The organism is Variovorax pasteuri, assembly GCF_051216435.1.
Taxonomy (GTDB): Bacteria; Pseudomonadota; Gammaproteobacteria; order Burkholderiales; family Burkholderiaceae_C; genus Variovorax.
Genome location: NZ_JBPJZS010000001.1, coordinates 894,555 through 916,468 on the forward strand (window position 1 = coordinate 894,555; position 21,914 = coordinate 916,468).

Here is a 21,914-nt window from a genome sequence, read left to right on the forward strand (position 1 = left end):
GTTTCTGTCGTGATCGAGTGGTTGACGGACATTTTTTCCACGTTGCAGGGCTGGTTCTTCGAAGCCGTGGTTCAGCCGCTGGTCTTCGCGGTGGGCCTCGGCGGCTGGACCGAGGACGCCTTCGACGCCACCGGCTGGCTGCTGGTCGGCGCCATCCAGATCGTGGTGCTGATCGCGGTGATCGGCCCGCTGCAGCGCTGGCGTTCGGTGGAGCCGGTGGTCGACCGTCAGGCCATCCGCATCGACGTGCTCTACACGCTGATCCACCGGCTTGGCCTGTTCCGCCTGGCCATCTTCTTCACGCTGCAGCCCTTCTTCGACGACGCCATGGGCAGCCTGCGCACGGCAGGGTGGGGTACCTTCCACCTCGACGAGGTGTGGCCTGGCGTGACCGACGTGCCGGTGCTCGCGTTTGCGATCTACCTGGTGGTGCTCGACTTCGTCGGCTACTGGATCCATCGCGGCCAGCACCAGTTCAACTGGTGGTGGGGCCTGCACTCGCTGCACCACTCGCAGCGCCAGATGACCATGTGGAGCGACGACCGCAACCACCTGCTCGACGACATCGTTCATGACACGCTGATCGTCGTCGTGGCGCAGCTCATCGGCGTGGCGCCGGGCCAGTTCATCGCCTTCGTCGCCTTCACCCAGCTCAGCGAAAGCCTGCAGCACGCCAACCTGCGGCTGAGCTTCGGTGCGCTCGGCGAGCGGCTGTGGATCAGCCCGCGCTTTCACCGGCTGCACCACAGCATCGGCCTGGGCCACGAATCGAACGGCAAGAGCACGCTGGGCGGCCACAACTTCGGCGTGCTGCTCCCCTGGTGGGACATGATGTTTCGCACCGCCAACTTCGAGAACCGCTACGACCCCACGGGCATCCGCGACCAGGTCGAACCCGGCGCCGACGGCCGCTTGCGCGAGTACGGCCGCGGCTTCTGGTCGCAGCAGTGGCTCGGCCTGAAGCGAATGGTCGGGCGCGGCTGAGGGGCTCCGGCCCCTGAATGGCTTGCCCGAGGCGTTATCCTCGCTGCCTCATGCGCCTGCTCCTCGATTCCTTCTGGCGCGCGGTCGCCTACTGCATGCTGCCGCGCGTGATCGTGCTGTCGTTGCTCCCATTGGCGTTGATGGTGGCTTTGGCGGCCGGTCTCGGCTATTTCTACTGGGAAGCGTCGGTGGCCTGGACGCGCGGTGCGCTGGACGCCTGGCCGCTGCTGTCCAGCTTCTGGGCCTGGATCGGGCGGCTGTTCTCGGGCGATGTCGCCGGCATGCTGGCGCCGCTGGTCGTGGTGTTCGCCGCCACCCCGCTGATCGTGGTGCTCTGCCTGCTGATCGTGGCCGGCTTCATGGCGCCGGCACTCACCAGGCTGGTGGCCGAGCGGCGTTTTCCGTCGCTGGAGCAGAAGAAGGGCGCCTCTTTTTTCGGCAGCGTTCTGCGTTCGCTCGGCGTCACCCTCCTTGCGCTGATTGCCCTGGTGGTGTCGATGCCGCTGTGGCTCATTCCGCCGCTCGTGCTGATTCTTCCGCCGCTCATCTGGGGCTGGCTCACCTACCGCGTGATGAGCTTCGACGCGCTGGCCGACCATGCCAGCCCCGAGGAACGCGCCGCGCTGCTGCGCGCGCACCGGCTGCCGCTGCTGTGCATCGGCGTGCTGTGCGGCTACCTGGGCGCGGCGCCCAGCCTCGTCTGGGCGTCGGGCCTGCTGTTCGCGGCCGCCTTCTTCGTTCTGGTGCCGATCGCCATCTGGATCTACACACTGGTCTTTGCCTTTTCGGCGCTCTGGTTCGCCCACTATTGCCTCGACGCGCTCGGGCAGTTGCGGGCCCAGCGCGCAGTGGCCGAGGTGGCTGCGGCGTCGGCCGCCGGCGGCACACCGGCGCTGGAGGCCGCGCAAGCCAACAAGGCCGCTCTTTCTCAATGGGGTTCACCATGACACGCGCATTCGGTCTCATCGTCGTCGGCGACGAGATCCTTTCCGGCAAGCGGGCCGACAAGCACATGGCGAAGGTCATCGAACTGCTCGCCGCCCGCGGCCTGCAGCTCAGCTGGGCCGAATACGTCGGCGACGAGCCGGCGCGCATCACCGCGGCGCTCGCCCGTGCCTTTGCCTCGGGCGACATCGTGTTCTCGACCGGCGGCATCGGTGCCACGCCCGACGACCACACCCGCCAGTGCGCTGCCAAGGCGCTGGGCGTGCCGCTGGCGCTGCACCCCGAGGCCGAGCTGCTGATCCGCGAGCGCATGCAGGACACCGCGCGCGAGCAAGGCGTGCCCTACGAGCCCGACCGGTCCGACAACGTGCACCGGCTCAACATGGGCGTGTTCCCGCAGGGCGCCACGCTCATCCACAACCCGTACAACAAGATCCCTGGCTTCAGCGTTGCGGACGTCCATTTCGTGCCGGGCTTCCCGGTCATGGCCTGGCCGATGGTCGAGTCCGTGCTCGACGGCCGCTACGCCGATCTGTTCACCCGAAATGCCGTCGCCGAGAAGTCCGTGATCGTTTTCGGTGCCATGGAAGCCACCCTCACGCCGCTCATGCAGGCCATCGAAGACCGGCATGCCGGCATCAAGGTGTTCAGCCTGCCGAGCGTCGATCACCCTGAATATGGCCGTCATATCGAGCTTGGCGTGAAGGGCGACCCCGTCCGGCTCGATGCGGCCTATGCCCAGCTCATCGAAGGTCTGCACGGTTTTGATGCCAAGCTTGGACCAGAATTGGTGCGTTAATGTAGACCGCACCAATTTGGTGAAATTTCGCTTTTATTTGGGGTTTGCAGCGGTCACCAAGGCCTCATCCGGTGAGGTGACAATGGCACAGAAACTGCATCCCTCGTCCCTGTATTCCTAACCACCATCCAACTCAGGAGAAACTGATGGCAAAGACCGTCGCCGATGTACTCAAGCTCGTCAAGGAAAACGAGGTCAAGTTCATCGACTTCCGCTTCACCGACACCCGTGGCAAAGAGCAGCACGTCACCGTGCCGGTCTCGGCTTTCGATGAAGACAAATTCACCTCGGGCCACGCGTTCGACGGTTCCTCCATCGCCGGTTGGAAGGGCATCGAAGCCTCGGACATGCAGCTCATGCCCGACCCGAACACCGCCAACATCGACCCCTTCTTCGAAGAAACGACGCTGATCCTGACCTGCGACGTGATCGACCCGGCAGACGGCAAGGCCTACGAGCGCGACCCGCGTTCGCTCGCCAAGCGCGCCGAGGCCTACATGAAGGCTTCGGGCCTGGGCGACACCGCCTTCTTCGGTCCGGAACCCGAATTCTTCGTGTTCGACGGCGTTCGCTGGAAGAACGACATGTCCGGCTGCTTCGTGAAGATCGATTCCGAAGAAGCCTCGTGGAACACCGACAAGGAATACGAACACGGCAACACCGGCCACCGTCCGGCAGTCAAGGGCGGCTACTTCCCGGTGCCCCCGGTCGACAGCTTCCAGGACATGCGCTCGGAAATGTGCCTGGTGCTCGAAGCCCTCGGCATCCCGGTCGAAGTGCATCACCATGAAGTGGCCAACGCCGGCCAGATGGAACTCGGCACCAAGTTCAGCACGCTGGTCCAGCGCGCCGACTGGGTCCAGCTGCAGAAGTACGTGATCCACAACGTGGCCCACGCCTACGGCAAGACCGCCACCTTCATGCCCAAGCCCATCGTCGGCGACAACGGCTCCGGCATGCACGTGCACCAGTCGGTCTGGAAGGACGGCAAGAACCTGTTCGCCGGCGACGGCTATGCGGGCCTGTCGGACTTCGCACTGCACTACATCGGCGGCATCATCAAGCACGCCCGTGCCCTGAACGCCATCACGAACCCCGGCACCAACAGCTACAAGCGCCTGGTGCCCGGCTTCGAAGCCCCGGTGAAGCTGGCCTACTCGGCCAAGAACCGCTCGGCCTCGATCCGCATCCCGTTCGTGGCCAACCCCAAGGGCCGTCGCGTCGAAGCGCGCTTCCCCGATCCGCTGATGAACCCGTACCTCGGCTTCGCTGCGCTGCTGATGGCCGGTCTCGACGGCGTGGAAAACAAGATCCATCCGGGCGAAGCCGCCAGCAAGGACCTGTACCACCTGCCGCCGGAAGAAGACGCGCTGATCCCGACCGTGTGCCACAGCCTCGACCAGGCCCTGGAATACCTCGACAAGGACCGTGCGTTCCTCACCAAGGGTGGCGTGTTCACCGACTCGTACATCGACGCGTACATCGAGCTCAAGATGCAGGAAGTCACGCGCTTCCGCATGGCGACGCACCCCGTCGAATTCGACATGTACTACTCGCTGTAATCGCTCGCGCGAAAGCAGCCATTCCCCTCGGTCTTCCGAGGGGAAGTAAGACAAAAGGACGGCCCTGGCCGTCCTTTTGTCTTGCTGCGGAACATCTGGTCACCGGTGGCGTCGAATTGCATGAAAATGCGCCTTTGTCGCGCCCCTCTACCGATACACATGAAGACTGCTTCCCTCATTTTCCTGGCCGGTTCATTGATCGCGTTGCCGGCGCTTGCGCAGGAACGCGTCTGGCGCTGCGGCAACGAATACACCAACAACGCGAGCGTGGCCCAGCAAAAGGGCTGCAAGCCGCTGGAAGGCGGCAACGTCACGGTGGTGCAGGGCACGAAGCCCTCGGGGGGGGGCTCTGCGTCGTCGGGTGGTTCGTCTGCGGCGCGCGCACCGGCCGGCAGTCCGCGCGTCGAAGGCGTCGACCAGCGCGCCCGTGACGGCGAGGCCCGCTCGGTGCTCGAGGCCGAGCTCAGGAAGGCCGAGGCCCGCCAGGCCGAGCTGCAGAAGGACTACAACAACGGTGAGCCCGAGAAGCAGGGCAGCGAAGGCCGCAACTACCAGAAGTACCTGGACCGCGTCGCCGAAATGAAGGCCGAGCTGGCGCGCAACGAGAGCGACATTGCCGGCATCCGCCGCGAAATCGGACGGCTGCCTGCAAAGCAGCCGCAGTAACATGGTGTTCGGGAAGAAGGCGAACGGCGCCAATCCGCGCTTCCAGTCCTTCGACCTGCTGTCCACGCTGATCGCGGTGGTCAACAGCAACGGCTCCGTGCTGTTTGCCAACGCAGGCCTCGAAGACGCACTTGGCACCTCGCGACGCACCCTCGAGGGCTCGCAGTTCGGCGCATGTTTCCATGAGCCCCAGGTGCTGCGCACCGCCATCGACGGCGCCGCCAGCAACGACTTTGCGACGCTGCGCTACGAGGCCTTTCTGCGCCGCGTCAATCACGAGCTGATGCCCGTGCAGGTCACGCTGGCGCACGGCGACAAGAAGGGCGAACTCATCATCGAGATGTCGCCGCTCGAGAACCAGGTGCGACAGGACCGCGAAGAGCGCCTCATCGACCAGGCGCAGGCCAACAAGGAACTCATCCGCAACCTCGCGCACGAGATCAAGAACCCGCTGGGTGGCATTCGCGGCGCGGCGCAGCTGCTGCAGATGGAGGTCGAGTCGCGCGACCTCATCGAGTACACCCAGGTCATCATTCACGAGGCCGACCGGCTGCAGACGCTGGTCGACCGCCTGCTCGCGCCGCACCGCCGCCCGCATGTGGTGGGCGACGTGAACATCCACGAGGTGTGCGAGCGCGTGCGTTCCGTGATCCTCGCGGAGTTTCCGCGCGACCTGCACATCGAGCGCGACTTCGACGTGTCGATTCCCGAGTTTCGCGGCGACCGCGAGCAGCTCATCCAGGCCACGCTCAACATCGCGCACAACGCGGCGCAGGCGCTGTCCGAGCGCCGCGCGGCGGGCGATGCGCAGATCACTTTCAAGACGCGCGTGGCCCGTCAGGTGATCTTCAACAAACAGTGGTACCGACTGGCACTGGAATTGCATGTAATTGACAATGGACCGGGTGTGCCGGACACGATCAAGGACCGCATCTTCTATCCGCTCGTCTCGGGCAGGGAAGGCGGAACAGGGCTGGGACTGACGCTCGCGCAAACTTTTGTGCAGCAGCATCACGGTGTGATCGAGTGCGACAGCGTCCCGGGCCGAACCGATTTCAAGATATTGATACCGCTGCCTTAGCGCAGCCCCGGCAACAGAGGAGATGCATGAAGCCGATCTGGATAGTTGATGACGACCAATCGATTCGCTTCGTGCTCGAGAAGGCTCTGCTGCGCGAAGACCTGCCCACGCGCAGTTTCACGAACACGCGCGAGGTGCTTGCCGCACTCGAGCAGGCCGCCGACGACGAACAGCAAGGCCCCCAGGTCCTGGTGAGCGACATCCGCATGCCCGGCGGTTCCGGGCTCGATCTGCTCGACAAGATCAAGGCCAAGCACCCCGGCCTGCCCGTCATCATCATGACGGCGTTCTCCGACCTCGACAGCGCCGTCTCGGCCTTCCAGGGCGGGGCCTTCGAATACCTGCCCAAGCCTTTCGACCTGCCGCGTGCGGTCGAGCTCATCCGCCGCGCCGTCGATGAAAGCCAGCGCGAGGAAGTGGCCGAGGAGCGCATGGTCGCCGCGCCCGAAATGCTCGGCCAGGCGCCTGCCATGCAGGACGTGTTCCGCGCCATCGGCCGGCTTTCGCAAAGCAACGTCACGGTGCTCATCACCGGCGAATCGGGTTCGGGCAAGGAGCTGGTGGCGCGCGCGCTGCACAAGCATTCGCCGCGCACCAACGGCCCCTTCGTGGCCATCAACACCGCCGCCATTCCGAAAGACCTGCTCGAGAGCGAGCTCTTCGGCCACGAGCGCGGCGCCTTCACCGGCGCGCAGACCATGCGCCGCGGCCGCTTCGAGCAGGCCGAGGGCGGCACGCTGTTCCTCGATGAAATCGGCGACATGCCCTTCGACCTGCAGACGCGCCTGCTGCGCGTGCTGAGCGACGGCCATTTCTATCGCGTGGGCGGCCACAACTCGGTCAAGGCCAATGTGCGCGTGATCGCGGCCACCCACCAGGACCTGGAGCAACGGGTCAAGCTCGGCGGCTTCCGCGAAGACTTGTTCCACCGCCTCAACGTGATCCGCCTGCGCCTGCCGGCATTGCGCGAACGTGGCGAAGACGTGCCCGCGCTCACGCGCCACTTCCTGCAGGTGAGCGCGCGCCAGCTCGGCGTGGAGCCCAAGCGCATTTCCGATGCCGCGCTGGCCAAGCTCGCGGCCTTCGGCTTTCCGGGCAACGTGCGCCAACTGGAGAACATCTGCCACTGGCTGACCGTGATGGCGCCGGCCCAGCTGATCGAATCCAAAGACCTGCCGCCCGAGGTGATGTCGGCCTCGGTGCCCGAGGTCCACGCGCACGAAGCTGCGGGCCCTGCCGTTGTGGCCCAGGCGTCGGTATTGCCCCTGGCGGGCGCCGAACGCGAAGTGGCGCATGTGCCGGTGGCATCGCCCGAACACGCCGAGGCGGCGCCCACCGGCGTCAGCAGCTGGGAAAGCGGCCTTGAGGTCGAAGCCCAGGCCCTGCTGGCGGCCGGCCGCACCGATGTCTGGGACGTGCTGTCGCGCCGCTTCGAATCGCGGCTGATCCTCACCGCGTTGACCAACACGCGAGGGCGCCGCATCGAGGCCGCCCAGAAGCTGGGCATCGGTCGCAACACCATCACCCGCAAGATCCAGGAACTCGGGATCGAATGAAAAAGGCCCTTCGGGGCTTTTTTATCTGCTGCGCTGGCCCAGGGTCAGCGAATCGAGCTGGAAGTTTCCGCTCTTGTCCCAGAGCCACGTGTCCACGTACGTGTGGCCGCCCAGCTTGCCCGGGCTGGGCAGGGGCGAGGCGGCCTTGATGAGCTCGGCGATCATCGGTGCCACCTCCGGCGCGTGGCTGGGCGTGCGGCTGAAGGTCACGTTCATCACCTTGCCATTGGCATCGATGTCGGTCTCCACCACCACCACTGCATACACCAGCGGTGGGATCTTGCCCTTGTAGATGCGGCTGGCGTACTTGTTGTAGATGTGGCGCGCGCCGATCTTGCGGTAGGTGCGCACGGCCGGCGTCTGCGCGGTGATGAGGCGCACCGTGGGCACGTTGCGGTCGCCCTGCGCGGCTTCGCCGGTGGGCGAGGTCGTGGCGGGTGCGGCGCCGCCTTCCTCCGCCTTGTCCGAAGGTTTCAGCAGCGAGCAGGCCGACAGGGCAAGGGCCGCGGCCACCACGGCAAGACGGCCACCGATGCGAATGAGCGCCGCCATGGCCTCAGGCTCCGAGGTCGACGTCGAGCACCACCGGCGCATGGTCGCTGGGCTTTTCCCACTTGCGCGGCACGCGGTCGATGACGCAGCCCTTCACTTGCGGCACCAGCGGCTCGCTCACCAGGATGTGGTCGATGCGCAGGCCACGGTTCTTCTGGTAGCCGAGCATGCGGTAGTCCCACCACGAGTAGCTTTTCTCGGGCTGCTCGAACATGCGAAAGCTGTCGGTCAGGCCCAGTGCGAGCAGCGCCTTGAAATGGTTGCGCTCCTCGCTCGTGTGGTGGATCGTTTCCTTCAGGCCCACCGGGTCGAAGCTGTCGCGGTCCTCGGGCGTGACGTTGAAGTCGCCCAGCAGCACCAGCTTCGGGTGGGCGGCCAGCTCCTGGCGCAGCGCGTCGTGCAGCGCGTCGAGCCACTTGAGCTTGTAGGCGAACTTTTCCGAGCCCGGCGCCTGGCCGTTCACGAAATAGCAGTTGACGACGCGCAGCGGGCCCGCAGGCGTCTCGACGGTGGCCGTGATCACGCGCGACTGCTCGTCGGTGAAGCCGCCGATGTTCTTCACCACGTCACGCACCGGCGCCTTGCTGAGGATGGCCACGCCGTTGTAGGTCTTCTGGCCGAACACCGCGGCCTCGTAGCCCGCGGCCTTCAGAGCGTCGAGCGGGAACTTGTCGTCGGTCATCTTCAGCTCCTGCAGGCAGAGCACGTCGACGGGGTTGGCCGCGAGCCAGTCGAGCACGTGCTGCAGGCGCGCGGTGAGGGAGTTGACGTTCCAGGTGGCAATTTTCATGGGGCTGGCAGCGTGTCCGTCGTTTCGAAGAACACAGGATTCGTTGTGTGGGGTGTCTCGCGGATGCCCGCAAGAGAGGCACGACGCGGGGCGCATGAGAGTGTCGGCGGACAGCTTAGCAAAGGCGGCAGCCCGGGGTTGAAAACCCGCCATCCGCTACGCCTGGTAACGTGCCCTGGGTCCGGGTTTGCCCCGGTTGCGGCGAATTCCGAACGACCGTACGGAAAGAGGCCTAAAGATTGCATACATGTACCCCATCCTGGAGGGATATGTTGCAATTCGTCACCCGTCGCCTGAGCCGCCTCAGTGTTGGCCGCAAATTGCTGGTCATCTACCTGCTGGACCTGAGCGCGGTCATCTTCATCAGCGGCATCCTCATCAGTGAGAAATTCATCGCGATCGACTTCGGCCGCAAGGAGATGGCGGGCGCGGCCTACATCGACCGCATGCGCGCCACGCTGCTGGCCACCGCAGGATGGCACGGCGCCGACGCTGCGCCGCCGCAGGTGCTGGAGCGGCTCGAGCAGCAGTATGGCGACGGCATGCAGAGCGCGGAGGTCAGCCGCCAGTTCCGCGACACGCTGGCGGCGGCCGCGCAGGCGGCTTCGCCCGGGCGCGAGGCGGCCATGCGCACCGCGCTCGAACACGGGCGCGCACTGGTCACGCGAATCGGCAACCAGTCGAACCTGATCCTCGACCCCGACCTCGACAGCTACTACACGATGTCGCTGGTGCTGCTGCGCTTCCCCGAGCTGCTCGAGCTGGGCTCCGACATGGCCGCGCGGCTGCACGCCCCCGGCGCGAGCGGCCTCGCGACGACCGAGGCGCGCACGCAGTACTTCATCCTGGAGGGGCGCATCGATGCGATCGCGGCCAGCATCAAGAGCGACTATGCGGAGGCCTTCGCCGCCGCCAAGGGCCCGCTGCAGGCGCGGCTCGACCCCTCGCGCGCCCGACTGCTTGCAAGCATCGAGACCTTTCGCGGCGCCTCGCGCAGCGTGCTGGCGTCCAGCGACAGCACCGACAACAGCGGCAGCCGCCGCGGTCTCGTGGCCTTCGACGCGGCCCAGCAGGCGTTGTTCGGCGAACTCGACGGCGCGTGGTCCGGTGCCATCGGCGAACTCGACGCGATGCTCACCTCGCGCGAGCAGGGCTTCTTTGCGCGCATGTGGCTGCACCTGGGCACGGCACTCTTCCTGCTGCTGATGATCCTCACGGCGGTGTTCTACGTGGCGCGCCAGATCTCGCTGCCGCTGCGGCGCTTGTCGGGCGTGGTCGACACCGTGCGCCGCACCGGCGACCACAGCCTGCGCGCGCACTGGGACAGCGGCGACGAGATCGGCGTGCTGGTGCTCGGCTTCAACGACATGCTGGCGCAGCTCGACCGCGAGCGCCAGACGCAGCAGGAACTCGCAGCCAGCGCGCGCGCGGCCGAAGCGCAGCGCGACCTGGTCGCGGCCATTCCGATTCCGCTGATGGTCACGGCCATTCCGAACCACGAGGTGCTCAACGCCAACCCCAGCGCGCAGGCCTGGCTCGGCGGCAGCACGCGCGATCCGTGGGCGCTGGGCGTGGCGCCGGGCGTGCGCTCGCGTTTCTTCCAGCAGCTGGCCGACCGCGGCGCCGTCGACGAGTTCGAGGTGCGCTGGCTCGGCGGCGCCGAGCCGTCGTGGGCCGTGCTGTCGGCGCGGCGCCTGGTCTACCAGGGGCAGGACGCGCTGCTGACCGCCTTCACGCCCATCAACCACCTGAAGCTGATGGAGCAGCGGCTCATGCTCTGGGCCAAGGTGTTCGAGGCCTCGTCCGAAGGCATCCTGATCATCGACGAGCAGCACCGCATCCTCACCGCGAACCGCGCGCTGTGCCGCCTCACGGGCCACGACCTGGGCGACCTCGTGGGCGAGCCGCCCGAGCGGCTCATGAGCGACGACACGCTGCACTTCGCAGGCCTGTGGCCGGTGCTCGACCAGCGCGGCACCTGGCAGGGCGAGGTCAGCGTTCGCCGGCGCAACGGCGGCAGCTACCCGGCGTGGCTGGTGGCGAGCGTGGTGCGCGACGGGCCGGAGCGCATCTCGCACTACATCTTCACTTCCATCGACGTGAGCGAGCGCAAGCGCAGCGAGGCGCGCATCCGCTTCCTGGCGCACCACGACGTGCTGACCGAGCTGCCCAACCGGTCGCTGTGCATCGAGCGGCTGGGGTTCGCGCTGCAGCAGGCGCAGCGCAAGGGGCAGCGCGTGGGGGTGCTGTTCATCGACCTCGACCGCTTCAAGAACATCAACGACTCGCTGGGCCACCATGTCGGCGACGCGCTGCTGCGCTCGGTGGCCGGGCGCATGACGCAGGCCGTGCGGCCCGGCGACACGGTGAGCCGGCTCGGCGGCGACGAGTTCGTGGTGGTGCTCAACGACGTGGCCGACGCCGGGGAGATTCTTTCGCTGGTCGAGCGACGGCTGATCGCGCTGATCAGGCAGCCGCACGACATCGACGGCGCCGAGATCCATGTCTCGTGCAGCGTGGGCATTGCGGTCTACCCCGACGATGCGCAGGACATCGACGCGCTGATGCGCCATGCCGACATCGCCATGTACCAGAGCAAGGCGAGCGGGCGCGACACCGCGCGTTTCTTCACGCCCGAAATGAACGAGCGCGCGCAGCAACGCCTGCAGCTCGAATCCAGCCTGCGCCACGCGATCGAGCGCCACGAGCTCAGCCTGCACTACCAGCCGCGCATCGACGCCCACAACGGCGAGCTGATCTGCGTGGAGGCGCTGCTGCGTTGGCACAGCGCGGAGCTGGGGCAGGTGGCCCCCGCGCAGTTCATTCCGATCGCCGAGGAGTCGGGCCAGATCGTGGCCATTGGCGCGTGGGTCATCGCGCAGGCCTGCGCGCAGCACGCCGCCTGGCGCCGCGAAGGGCTGGGCGCGATCCGGGTGGCGATCAACATGTCGGCGCTGCAGTTGCGCGACGGCAGCCTGGTTGACTTACTGCGCGACGCGATCGCGTTCAACGGCGTGGCGCCGGGCGACATCGAGCTCGAGCTCACCGAATCGACGCTGATGGACGCGGCCGAGCAGACGCTGGTGCAGCTGCACGCGCTGAAGGCGCTCGGCGTGATGCTGTCGATCGACGATTTCGGCACGGGCTTTTCGAGCCTGAACTACCTGAACCGCTTTCCCATCGACAAGCTGAAGATCGACCGTTCCTTCGTCCACAAGATGCTGGGCGACCCGACCGACATGGCCATCGCGCGGGCCATCATCGGCCTGGGGCACACGCTCGGGCTGCGCGTGGTGGCCGAAGGGGTCGAGAGGCGCGAAGAGGCCGACACTTTGCGCGCCGCGCAATGCGACGAATTGCAAGGCTACCTCATTGCCAGGCCGATGCCGGCGTCCAGGCTGGCGGGCTGGATCGAGCACGACAGCCGGATGGGTGCGGCGTCGATCTGACGCGTTTTCCGGGAGACTGCGCGGCTGCTTTCTTTTGGGGCGCGGTTGAGCTATGTGGACGGCGCGAACATCGCGGGCTTCGTGCGCGTGGCCGATGCGATGCTGGCGCAAGGCGTCGTCTGAGGACGCACCCGGCCGTTCGAGCCTGGCTCAGAGTTCGATGAACGCCGAGGTGGCCTTGTTCAGGGCCAGCTGGCCCTTCACCGTGATCGATTCGACCTGGGCCAGTTGACGGATCGCGCGCGACCCGGGTGCGCGGTTCGACGGTGGAATGAAGGCTGTCACCAACTCTGCCGCACGCAGCACGCGCAGCCTGTCGATGTCTGCTGGCGTGTGAATCACGTATGGCAATTTCTGCTCGGAGAGCACCCGAAGAAATTCCATGGACATGAGCCGTCTCCTTGGGGTTGAGGGCGTGACGGACATTGTGCGCACAAACAATTAGCCCTGTCTAACCCCTGCCGCGCGCAGGCCTTTGCGCGTGTACGGAAGACCTAGTTTCGGGCCTGCGCCGGCCACGCGATGGTGTCGGGCATCACGATGTGCCAGTGCACCGGGTCGATGCCGTCGAAGGTCGCGCGGTAGCGCTGCGACAGGCGGTCTTCGCCCGTCACGTCGCGGATCACGACGGCGTCGATGCGTCCGGGGTGGGTGCGAAACGTTTGCGCGTAGATCTCCGGATCGGCCTCGCCCGAGTCGCCCACCAGCACGAAGCGGCGCTGCGGAAACTCGGCCAGCAGCCGTTCGATCACGCCGAGCTTGTGCGCGCGCGAATCCTCGGCACCGGGCACGAGCGTGCGCCATGTGGTGCTCTCGCGCAGGTGCATGCTGCCCGCGGGGAAGTCGGCGCCGCGAATGAAATCGGCGAGCGCGGGGTACAGCTGGATCGGGCTGGAGGACAGGTAGTGAAAGCGCGTGTCGGGCGTCTTCGCGATCTCGCGGTACCACTGCGCCATGCGCGGCGCAGGCTCGAAGCGCCGCGAGAAAGTGTTGAGCAGCATCTCGCGCCGGTCGCGCACCTGCGTGCGCTTGATGGTGTCGTCGATGTCCGAGATGACCGACACGCCCTGCGCCGGCACGATCAGTGCCTGCCCCCGGAATCGGTGCAGCAATTCGCCCGGGCCCGTGACGCCGTGGAACTGCACCCACTCCTGCGAGGACGCCGATGGCGACAGGAGCGACGCACGCGGCATGTCGATCACCACGCGCAGGTTGCAGCGCCCGTCCTTGCCCGAAGGCGGCATCGTCACGCGCGTCGGGCTGCCGTCGAATTCGATGTCGATGACCTTGTCTTCTTCCGACTCCGCATGGAACAGCGCGGTGCGCTGGTTGAAGCGCAGCCGCGCGGCGGGCGAGAGCTTCTTGAGGTTCAGATCCAGATAGCGCGCGAGCGCGGTGTTCAGGCCCCAGCGGTGCTCGCGCTCGAAGATCCAGCCGTGGATGTCGACCTCGAGCCGGCCGTCGGCGGTGGGGCGCGCCGTGCCGGTCATGAAGAGCGCCTCTTCGTCGGGCTCCAGGGGCTCGGGCGCCGCCTGCGCGGACCGCAGCGGCGCAAGGCCCGCGAGCAGCGCCGCGCCCATCACCACCGACCGGCGACGCAGGGTCGGGGCGGGCGCGTGGACAGGGCCGTCGTCGCTCATCGGCCGGGGGAGGCGACCCGCTCGTACGTGACGAAACTGAAGCCGAGGCCTTCCTTCGCCGAGACATGCGACGCGCGCTGCGTTTCGTGCCACGCGGCGGCGTCGAGCGTGGGCGCGTGGGCATCGCCTTCGTAGTCCCGCGCAAGTTCGGTCACGACCGCGCGTTGCGCGAGGGGCTCGGCCTCGGCATAGATCTGCGCGCCGCCGATGACCCACACGTCCGCGGGCTGTTGCTGCTCGCACAGCGCGAAGGCCTCCTGCAGGCTGCCCACGCGCTGCGCGCCTTCGGCCTGCCAGTCGGCCTGGCGCGTGACCACGATGTTCTGCCGGCCCGGCAGCGGGCGAAAGCGCGGCGGCAGCGAGTCCCAGGTCTTGCGGCCCATGACCACCGGCGCGCCAGCTGTCTGCTGCTTGAAGTGCGCCATGTCCTCGGGCAGGTGCCAGGGAATGGTGTTGTTTGCGCCGATCACGCCGTTGGCGGCGCGGGCGAAGATGAGGTTGATGCGGGGCGTGCTCATGCAGTGGCTCCGCTCATACCGCCACAGGCGCCTTGATCGGATCGCCGTGCCTGTAGTCGAGCACCTCGAAGTCCTCGTACTGGTAGTCGAAGATCGAGTCGGGCTTGCGCTTGATGTTCAGCGTGGGATAGGGGTACGGATCGCGGCTCAGTTGCAGCTTCACCTGTTCGGCGTGGTTGCTGTAGATGTGGCAGTCGCCGCCGGTCCAGATGAAGTCGCCCACGTCGAGGTCGCACTGCTGCGCCACCATGTGCGTGAGCAGCGCGTAGCTCGCGATGTTGAAGGGCACGCCCAAGAAGATGTCGGCGCTGCGCTGGTAGAGCTGGCAGCTGAGCCTGCCGCGTTCGCCCTCGGCCTGCGGCGGCGCCACGTAGAACTGGAAGAAGGCGTGGCAGGGCATGAGCGCCATCTTCGACAGCTCGGCCACGTTCCATGCGCTCACGATGATGCGGCGCGAATCGGGGTTGCTCTTCAGCGTCTTGATGACGTCGGAGATCTGGTCGATGTGACCGCCGTCAGGGGTGGGCCAGCTGCGCCACTGCACGCCGTACACGGGGCCCAGGTCGCCGTCTTCGCGCGCCCATTCGTCCCAGATGCTGACGCCGCGCTCTTTCAGCCAGTTGTTGTTGCTCGAGCCGGTCAGGAACCACAGCAGTTCCTGGATGATGGACTTCAGGTGCACCTTCTTCGTGGTGACCAGCGGGAAGCCTTCGTTCAGGTCGAAGCGCATCTGGTGGCCGAACACGCTCTTGGTGCCGGTGCCGGTGCGGTCGCTCTTGAACACGCCGTGGGTGTCGACGTGGCGCATGAAATCTTCGTACTGGGAGCGAACGGGGCGGGTGGGCGAGGTCATCTTGGGAATTTTACGGGGCGGCGCTAGCATTGGCCGATGACCGGTCATGACCACTCCCACGAACACAGCGAACTCGGCGACATGGACCTGCGCGTGCGCGCGCTCGAGAGCGTGCTCACGCAAAAGGGCTACATCGACCCTGCTGCGCTGGACGCGCTGATCGACACCTACCAGACCCGCATCGGCCCGCGCAACGGTGCGCGCGTGGTGGCGCGGGCCTGGGTCGACCCGGCCTTTCGCACATGGCTGCTGGCCGATGCCACCGCGGCCATCGCCTCGCTCGGCTACACGGGCCGGCAGGGCGAACACATGGTGGCCGTGGAGAACACCGACGCGTTGCACCACATGGTCGTGTGCACCCTGTGCAGCTGCTACCCCTGGCCGGTGCTGGGCCTGCCGCCCACCTGGTACAAGAGCGCGCCGTACCGCTCGCGCGTGGTGAAAGACCCGCGTGGCGTGCTCGCCGATTTCGGCGTCACGTTGCCCGAGGCCACGCGCATCCGCGTGTGGGACTCGACCGCGGAGGTGCGCTACCTCGTGATTCCACAGCGGCCCGCCGGCAGCGAGGGCCTGGACGAAGAAGCGCTTGCGGCGCTGGTCTCGCGCGATTCGATGATCGGCACGCGGCTGGCGCAGGCCCCCGCGAAAGAGGGGAGCCCTGCATGAGCTACGACACCAAGGCCGATCTCGGCGGCCAGCCCGGTTTCGGCAAGGTGGTGTCGGAGGCCGAGGGCGACCTGTTCCATGCGGACTGGGAGCCGCGCGCACTGGCGCTCGTGCTGGCCATGGGTGCGACCGGTTCATGGAACATCGATGCGAGCCGCGCGGTGCGCGAGACACTGCCTGGCTACCGCGACCTGAGCTACTACCAGATCTGGCTCTACGCGCTCGAGCAACTGATGCTGCAGCGCGGGCAGGTCTTCGCGGACGAGATCGCCAGCGGCGAGATGCGCCATGCGCCGGCGCCTGTCGCACGGGTGCTGCAGGCGGCCAACGTGCCGCTCGTGCTGGCGAAGGGCTCGCCGACGCAGCGCCCCGAGCCGGGTCCGGCACGCTTCGCCGTCGGGCAGGCGGTGCGCACGCACCTCGGCAAGGTCGACCATCACACGCGGCTGCCCGCCTATGTGCAGGGCAAGCGCGGCACCGTCGCGCATGTGCACGGCGCGCACGTGTTCGCCGACGCGAATGCACAGGGGCTCGGCGAGCAGCCGCAGTGGCTCTACACGGTGGAGTTCGCCGAGGCCGAGCTCTGGGGCGACACGGCGCCGCGCCAGAACCTCTCGGTGTCTGTCGATGCGTGGGAAAGCTACCTGGAGGCCGTCGCATGAACGGCGATCGCCTGCCCCTGTCGCCCGGCATGCCGAGCGATGCCGACGGGCCTGTCTTCGGCGCGCCGTGGGAAGCGCAGGCCTTCGCGATGACGCTGGCCCTGCATGAGCGCGGGCTGTTCACCTGGTCCGAGTGGGCCGAGACGCTGGCCGCGCAGATCGCCGCCGCGCAGGCCGCAGGCGATCCGGACACGGGCGACACCTACTACCGGCATTGGCTGGCGGCGCTTGAGACGCTGGTGGCGCGCAAGGGCGCGAGCTCCGGCGACGAACTGGCTCGCTACCGGCACGCCTGGGACCATGCGGCGGACCGCACGCCGCATGGGCAGCCGATCGAGTTGCGGGGCGAAGACTTTCCGCGCTGAACGATTTTTGTCTTGCGCCTTCCCCCTTTGGGGGAAGGTTGGGATGGGGGCGGCCCCCGGCGCGGCGGCTGTGTCGAAGCGACCGCCGTCGTGCCCCCACCCCGGTCCTCCCCCAGAGGGGGAGGGAGGAATACCGACTGCCCGAAGACCTAGACGCGGATCACCCGCCCCGGGTTCAGCGTGTTCTTCGGATCCAGTCCGCGCTTGATCGCCCGCATCATCTCCAGCGCCACCGGCGACTTGTACTTCTCGAGCTTGTCGACCTTGAGCGAACCCACGCCGTGCTCGGCCGAGAACGAGCCGCCGAACTTCTCGACAGCGTCGTACACCAGCGTGTTGATGCGCTCTTCCTCGTTCTTCAGGAAGGCCTTGGTGTCGATGTTCTCCGGCGCCTGCACGTTGTAGTGCAGGTTGCCGTCGCCCAGGTGGCCGAAGTTCACCAGCCGCACGCCGGCGATCTCGCGCTGCAGCAGCGCGTCGGTCTCCGCCACGAAGGCCGGGATGCGCGACACCGGAATCGAGATGTCGTGCTTGATGTTCAGGCCCTCCTCGGCCTGCGCCAGCGGAATGCTCTCGCGGATGTGCCACAGCTGGTGCGCCTGCGTGAGGTTCTCGGCCACCACCGCGTCGGTCACACAGCCGTCTTCGAAGGCGGTTTCGAGCAGCGCCTCGAAGCGCGCGCGGGCGTGGTCCTCGGACTCGCTGTCGGAGTTTTCCAGCAGCACGCAGTAGGGCACGGCCTCGTCCTTGATGAAGGGCACGCGCAGCTGCGGCATGTGCTTGTCGACCAGGCTCAGCGCGAACTTGCCCATCACCTCGAAACCCGTGAGGCCCGAGCCCAGGTGCTTGTGCGCCAGGCCCAGCAGCGTGACCGCATGGTCCAGCGAGGGCACGGCGGCCCAGGCGGTGAGTTGCGCGGCCGGCAGCGGGTAGAGCTTCATGGTCGCGGCGGTGATGATGCCCAGCGTGCCTTCGCTGCCCACGATGAGGTCGCGCAGGTCGTAGCCGGTGTTGTCCTTGCGCAGGCCGCTGGTGCCTTCCCATATTTCGCCCTGGGGCGTGACCACTTCCAGGCCCAGGCACAGGTCGCGGGTGTTGCCGTAGCGCACCACCTGCGTGCCGCCCGCGTTGGTCGCGAGGTTGCCGCCGATGGTGCAGCTGCCTTCGGCCGCCAGGCTCAGCGGGAACAGGAAGCCGGCTTTCTCGGCCGTTTCCTGCAGCGTCTGCAGGATGCAGCCGGCCTCCACCGTCATCGTGAGGTTGGCGCCGTCGATGGTGCGGATCGCGTTCATGCGCTGCAGGCTCAGCACCACCTGCGTGCCGCTCTCGTCGGGAATGGAGCCGACCGCCAGGCCGGTGTTGCCGCCCTGCGGAATGACGGCCGTGCCGGCCGCGGCGCAGGCCTTCACCACGTCGGCCACCTGCTGCGCGGTGCCGGGCCGCACCACGGCCAGCGACTTGCCGCGCGCGCGCTTGCGCCAGTCCTGCTCGTAGGCGGTGAGGTCGCCCTCGTGGAGCACATTCGCGGCGCCGACGATGGCGCGCAGTTGATCGATCAGGGATGCAGTGGTCATTGGGCGGAGGCCTCCAGGGGGCGGTCAGCGGCAGCAGCAGTCTTGGCGTGGCGCAGTCGCAGCCGCACGTGCCAGGCGCAGGCCGCGAACAGCACGAGGCACAGCAGCACCTCGACGAGCGCGAGCACCTGGCTCACGCCGCTGGTGTCGCTCCAGGCGCGCACCACGCCCTCGGTGAAATAGAGCCAGATCATCAGGCTGACCCAGCGGTAGGTGTACATGCGGTTCTTCCACAGCCCCGCCAGCGGAACGACGAGCGGCAGCACCTTCAGCGCCAGCAGCGAGCCGCCCGGGCGCAACGGCGCCAGCCACAGCTCCCAGGCCAGGCCCAGCACGATGAGGCCGACGAGGCTGCCCACGGCGGCCCAGCGGGTCGCGCGAACGGAGGAGGGTGGAAGCGTTGGGGCGGACACGTCGGAGCGGCAGGAAAGAAGAGGGCGCCGCAGTCGGTGGCGAACGCGATGAAAAGAGCGGATGGCATGATAGCCGCCATGAATCGTCGGCAACTTTGGAGGGATCTTTCTCGCTTTCCCTGGCGCAACACCGCGGCGGTGCTGGGCGAGCGTTTTCGCGAAGACAAGCTCGGCCTCACGGCCAGCAGCCTGACCTTCACCACCACCATCGCGATGGTGCCGTTCTTCACGGTGGCGCTGGCGCTGTTCACCGTGTTCCCGATGTTCGCCAAGATGCAGGGCCGGCTGCAGCGCTGGCTGGTCGAGAGCCTGATTCCCGAGAACATCTCGCGCCAGGTGCTCGGCTACCTGAATCAGTTCGCGAGCAAGGCCAGCGGGCTGGGCATCGCGGGCCTGATCGTGCTGCTGATCACGGCCATTGCGCTGATCCTCACGATCGACAAGACGCTCAACAACATCTGGCGCGTGCGCACGTCGCGGCCGTTGGCGCAGCGGGTGCTCATCTACTGGGCCACCATCACGCTGGGCCCGCTGATCCTGGCGGTGAGCCTGTCGACCACCTCTTACGTGTTCGCGGCCTCGCGCGACGTGGTGGGCGGTGCCATGGTCAAGCTGGCCTTCGACAGCCTCGAGTTCCTGCTGCTGGGCGCCGGCATGGCCGCGCTGTACCACTACGTGCCCAACACCCACGTGCGCTGGTCGCACGCCTGGGCGGGCGGCATCTTCGTGGCCGCGGCCATCGAGATCGCCAAGCGCGTGCTGGGGTACTACCTGAGCCTGGTGCCGACCTATTCGGTGGTGTACGGCGCCTTCGCCACCTTTCCGATTCTTCTGGTGTGGATCTACGTGGCCTGGGTGATCGTGCTGCTGGGCGCGGTCATCGCCGCCTACCTGCCGAGCCTGCTGACGGGCGTGGCGCGCCGCGGCGGCACGGCGGGCTGGCCGCTGCAGCTGGCGATGGAGTCGCTGCAGCACCTGGCGCGCGCGCGGGCCACGCCGTCCAAGGGCATGGGCGCGGCCGAGCTGGTGGCGCACATGCGGGTCGACGCGCTGCAGCTGGCGCCGGTGCTCGAGACGCTGGTGGCGCTCGACTGGATCGCGCCGCTGGCCGAGGAGTCCGAGGGCCGGGACCCGCGCTACGTGCTGCTGGCCGACCCGTCCACCCCCATCGAGCCGCTGCTGAGGGAACTGATGATGCCGCGCGCCGAACCGCTCGAAGACCTGTGGCAAAAAGGCCCGTTGCGCACGCTGCGATTGGGTGATGTGCTACTAATTTAGTAGCAATCAGATCTTCACGCGGCCCAGCCAGATGTCCCGGTACATCGCCCAGTCGCCCATGAAGCTGTACAGCGGCCGCTTGAAGGACGCCGGCCGGTTCTTCTCGAACCCGAAGTGCCCGACCCAGGCAAAGCCGTAGCCCGCCACCAACCCGGCCAGCAGCCACCACGGGTTGCGCGTGACCACCAGCGCCAGCAGGCACAGCAGCGAAATCGTCGAGCCCGCGAAGTGCAGCCGCCTGCAGGTGCGGTTGGCGTGCTCGGTCAGGTAGAACGGATAGAACTCGGCAAAGCGCTTGAAACGGCGCGGATCGACTGCAGATTCGGGGGCGGTCGTGGTGTTCATCGGGCGAGTCTCCTGTGACCTGGAACCCCCGGCAGAGGGTGCCTTGTCCATAATAGCCACGACCTTGCGCCGGCACCATCCGGCCCTTCCACCACTCCCTGGACGCATCGACCTTGAGCGCTCTTCCAAACACCCCGAGCACCCCGAACACGCCGGCATCCCCCGAGCCGTCCACCGATGCGCTGTGGGTCGTTTGCCTGTGCGCCGAATGGTGCGGCACCTGCCGCGACTACCGGCCGCTGCTCGAACAGGTGGCGCGCGCGAATCCGCAGTTGCGCTTCGCATGGGTCGACATCGAGGACCACGCCGACATTGCCGACGCCTTCGACGTCGAGACCTTCCCGACCCTGCTGGTCGCCGGTGCGGACGGCACGCGCTTTCTCGGCCCGCTGCTGCCGCACGCGGAAACGCTCTCGCGCATGCTGTCGGCGCTGCAGCCGCCCAAGCCTTCGAGCCTCGACGTCGACCTGCTGCTGGCGGTGCTGAACAAGAAGCCGGCCGTCTTCACGGTCTGACCCTTTCCTTTCCCTCAACTCTCCCGGCGGCCCCCTCATGAAGATCCTGATTTTTGGCGCCACGGGCATGGTGGGGCAGGGCGTGCTGCGCGAGTGCCTGCTGGCGCCCGATGTGCAAGGCGTGGTCGCGGTCGGGCGCAACGGCACGGGGCAGCAGCACCCCAAGCTGCGCGACCTGGTGCACAAGGACATGTACGACTACAGCGCCGTCGAGTCGCAGCTGCAGGGCTTCGACGCCTGCTTCTTCTGCCTCGGTGTGTCCTCGGTCGGCATGAAGGAGCCCGAGTACAAGCGCATCACCTACGACCTGACGCTGGCCGCCGCCACCGTGCTCGCGCGGCTCAACCCGGGCATGACCTTCACCTACGTGACGGGCGCCGGCACCGACAGCAGCGAGCGCGGCAGCAGCATGTGGGCACGCGTGAAAGGCGCGACCGAAAACGCCTTGCTGCGCCTGCCGTTCAAGGCGGCGTACATGTTCCGCCCCGGCGTCATCCAGCCGCTGCACGGCGTGCGCTCCAAGACGCCGCTGTACGACGGCATCTACGTGGTGGTCTCGCCCCTGCTGAGCCTGGCCTACCGGCTCTGGCCGAACAAGGTGACGACCACCGAGAAGGTCGGCCGCGCCATGCTGGCCGTGGCGCGCAACGGTGCGCCCAAGAAGGTGCTCGACCCGGCGGACATCAACGCGCTGGGCTGAG

23 protein-coding genes are annotated in these 21,914 nt (G+C 67.2%); 14 read left to right on the top strand and 9 right to left on the bottom strand.

Annotation, left to right across the window (positions count from 1 at the left end):
- Window positions 1–9: 9 nt before the first annotated feature.
- From ACSFBM_RS04145 to ntrC, 7 genes are all read left to right on the top strand, one after another.
- Window positions 10–984 (top strand): sterol desaturase family protein, encoded by a 975-nt coding sequence (locus tag ACSFBM_RS04145; RefSeq protein ID WP_435483256.1) that lies wholly within the window; start codon window positions 10–12, stop codon window positions 982–984.
- Window positions 985–1,034: 50 nt separating this feature from the next.
- Entirely contained in the window at window positions 1,035–1,931 is an 897-nt protein-coding gene (locus ACSFBM_RS04150; protein ID WP_435483257.1) for an EI24 domain-containing protein, read from the top strand.
- Complete coding sequence (locus ACSFBM_RS04155; protein ID WP_435483258.1) at window positions 1,928–2,728, top strand: competence/damage-inducible protein A; 801 nt, start codon at window positions 1,928–1,930, stop codon at window positions 2,726–2,728. Before ACSFBM_RS04150 ends, ACSFBM_RS04155 begins: the two co-directional genes overlap by 4 nt.
- A 146-nt stretch (window positions 2,729–2,874) precedes the next feature.
- Entirely contained in the window at window positions 2,875–4,290 is a 1,416-nt protein-coding gene (gene glnA, locus ACSFBM_RS04160) for a type I glutamate--ammonia ligase (RefSeq protein WP_093434476.1), read from the top strand.
- Between the two features lie 159 nt (window positions 4,291–4,449).
- Window positions 4,450–4,956 (top strand): hypothetical protein, encoded by a 507-nt coding sequence (locus ACSFBM_RS04165; RefSeq protein WP_435483259.1) that lies wholly within the window; start codon window positions 4,450–4,452, stop codon window positions 4,954–4,956.
- A gap of 1 nt (window position 4,957) precedes the next feature.
- Window positions 4,958–6,037, top strand: coding sequence for a nitrogen regulation protein NR(II) (gene glnL / locus ACSFBM_RS04170; RefSeq protein WP_435435468.1), 1,080 nt, complete (start codon window positions 4,958–4,960; stop codon window positions 6,035–6,037).
- 26 nt (window positions 6,038–6,063) lie between these two features.
- Entirely contained in the window at window positions 6,064–7,593 is a 1,530-nt protein-coding gene (gene ntrC / locus ACSFBM_RS04175) for a nitrogen regulation protein NR(I) (protein WP_435483260.1), read from the top strand.
- A gap of 21 nt (window positions 7,594–7,614) precedes the next feature.
- On the opposite strand, the gene ACSFBM_RS04180 is transcribed toward ntrC, so the two are convergent.
- The gene (locus ACSFBM_RS04180; RefSeq protein WP_435483261.1) at window positions 7,615–8,145 is read right to left on the bottom strand and encodes a hypothetical protein; all 531 of its coding nucleotides are present in this window, start codon (window positions 8,143–8,145) and stop codon (window positions 7,615–7,617) included.
- Window positions 8,146–8,149: 4 nt separating this feature from the next.
- Entirely contained in the window at window positions 8,150–8,935 is a 786-nt protein-coding gene (xth, locus tag ACSFBM_RS04185) for an exodeoxyribonuclease III (RefSeq protein WP_435483262.1), read from the bottom strand.
- A gap of 269 nt (window positions 8,936–9,204) precedes the next feature.
- Between xth and ACSFBM_RS04190 the strand changes: the two genes are divergently transcribed.
- Window positions 9,205–12,384: an EAL domain-containing protein gene (locus tag ACSFBM_RS04190; protein WP_435483263.1), complete on the top strand. Its 3,180-nt coding sequence runs from the start codon at window positions 9,205–9,207 to the stop codon at window positions 12,382–12,384.
- 150 nt (window positions 12,385–12,534) lie between these two features.
- Here ACSFBM_RS04190 and ACSFBM_RS04195 read toward each other — a convergent pair whose 3' ends face one another.
- The 4 genes from ACSFBM_RS04195 to ACSFBM_RS04210 all read right to left on the bottom strand — a co-directional run bounded on the left by ACSFBM_RS04195 (window position 12,535) and on the right by ACSFBM_RS04210 (window position 15,395).
- Window positions 12,535–12,774, bottom strand: coding sequence for a hypothetical protein (locus ACSFBM_RS04195; protein WP_435435474.1), 240 nt, complete (start codon window positions 12,772–12,774; stop codon window positions 12,535–12,537).
- 104 nt (window positions 12,775–12,878) lie between these two features.
- Complete coding sequence (locus ACSFBM_RS04200; RefSeq protein WP_435483264.1) at window positions 12,879–14,024, bottom strand: phosphatidate phosphatase App1 family protein; 1,146 nt, start codon at window positions 14,022–14,024, stop codon at window positions 12,879–12,881.
- Window positions 14,021–14,542 (bottom strand): dihydrofolate reductase, encoded by a 522-nt coding sequence (locus tag ACSFBM_RS04205; protein WP_435483265.1) that lies wholly within the window; start codon window positions 14,540–14,542, stop codon window positions 14,021–14,023. Before ACSFBM_RS04205 ends, ACSFBM_RS04200 begins: the two co-directional genes overlap by 4 nt.
- 13 nt (window positions 14,543–14,555) lie before the next feature.
- Window positions 14,556–15,395 carry a thymidylate synthase gene (locus ACSFBM_RS04210; protein ID WP_435483266.1) on the bottom strand — a complete coding sequence of 280 codons (840 nt, stop codon included), beginning with the start codon at window positions 15,393–15,395 and terminating at the stop codon, window positions 14,556–14,558.
- A gap of 36 nt (window positions 15,396–15,431) precedes the next feature.
- Here ACSFBM_RS04210 and nthA point away from each other — a divergent pair, with 36 nt between their 5' ends.
- From nthA to ACSFBM_RS04225, 3 genes are read left to right on the top strand one after another with little or no spacing between them, the layout of a single operon-like run.
- A complete protein-coding gene (gene nthA, locus ACSFBM_RS04215) occupies window positions 15,432–16,061 on the top strand; it encodes a nitrile hydratase subunit alpha (RefSeq protein WP_435483267.1) in 630 nt (209 codons plus the stop codon).
- Complete coding sequence (nthB, locus tag ACSFBM_RS04220) at window positions 16,058–16,723, top strand: nitrile hydratase subunit beta (protein WP_435483268.1); 666 nt, start codon at window positions 16,058–16,060, stop codon at window positions 16,721–16,723. The genes nthA and nthB overlap by 4 nt, the downstream gene beginning before the upstream one ends.
- A complete protein-coding gene (locus tag ACSFBM_RS04225) occupies window positions 16,720–17,088 on the top strand; it encodes a nitrile hydratase accessory protein (RefSeq protein ID WP_435483269.1) in 369 nt (122 codons plus the stop codon). The genes nthB and ACSFBM_RS04225 overlap by 4 nt, the downstream gene beginning before the upstream one ends.
- Window positions 17,089–17,237: 149 nt before the next feature.
- Here the strand turns inward: ACSFBM_RS04225 and ACSFBM_RS04230 are convergent, their stop codons facing one another.
- Together ACSFBM_RS04230 and ACSFBM_RS04235 are read right to left on the bottom strand one after the other, a co-directional pair.
- Window positions 17,238–18,662, bottom strand: a complete 1,425-nt coding sequence (locus tag ACSFBM_RS04230) for an FAD-binding oxidoreductase (RefSeq protein WP_435483270.1) — start codon at window positions 18,660–18,662, stop codon at window positions 17,238–17,240.
- Window positions 18,659–19,075 (bottom strand): DUF2069 domain-containing protein, encoded by a 417-nt coding sequence (locus ACSFBM_RS04235; protein ID WP_435483271.1) that lies wholly within the window; start codon window positions 19,073–19,075, stop codon window positions 18,659–18,661. Before ACSFBM_RS04235 ends, ACSFBM_RS04230 begins: the two co-directional genes overlap by 4 nt.
- A gap of 66 nt (window positions 19,076–19,141) precedes the next feature.
- Here ACSFBM_RS04235 and ACSFBM_RS04240 point away from each other — a divergent pair, with 66 nt between their 5' ends.
- On the top strand, window positions 19,142–20,353 hold the full coding sequence (locus ACSFBM_RS04240; RefSeq protein ID WP_435483272.1) for a YihY family inner membrane protein: 1,212 nt from the start codon (window positions 19,142–19,144) through the stop codon (window positions 20,351–20,353).
- Window positions 20,354–20,359: 6 nt separating this feature from the next.
- Here the strand turns inward: ACSFBM_RS04240 and ACSFBM_RS04245 are convergent, their stop codons facing one another.
- Complete coding sequence (locus tag ACSFBM_RS04245; protein WP_435435484.1) at window positions 20,360–20,698, bottom strand: Mpo1-like protein; 339 nt, start codon at window positions 20,696–20,698, stop codon at window positions 20,360–20,362.
- Between the two features lie 113 nt (window positions 20,699–20,811).
- Between ACSFBM_RS04245 and ACSFBM_RS04250 the strand changes: the two genes are divergently transcribed.
- Both ACSFBM_RS04250 and ACSFBM_RS04255 read left to right on the top strand, forming a co-directional pair.
- Window positions 20,812–21,213 (top strand): thioredoxin family protein, encoded by a 402-nt coding sequence (locus ACSFBM_RS04250; protein WP_435483273.1) that lies wholly within the window; start codon window positions 20,812–20,814, stop codon window positions 21,211–21,213.
- A 37-nt stretch (window positions 21,214–21,250) separates the two neighbouring features.
- On the top strand, window positions 21,251–21,913 hold the full coding sequence (locus ACSFBM_RS04255; RefSeq protein WP_435483274.1) for an NAD-dependent epimerase/dehydratase family protein: 663 nt from the start codon (window positions 21,251–21,253) through the stop codon (window positions 21,911–21,913).
- Window position 21,914: the final 1 nt, after the last annotated feature.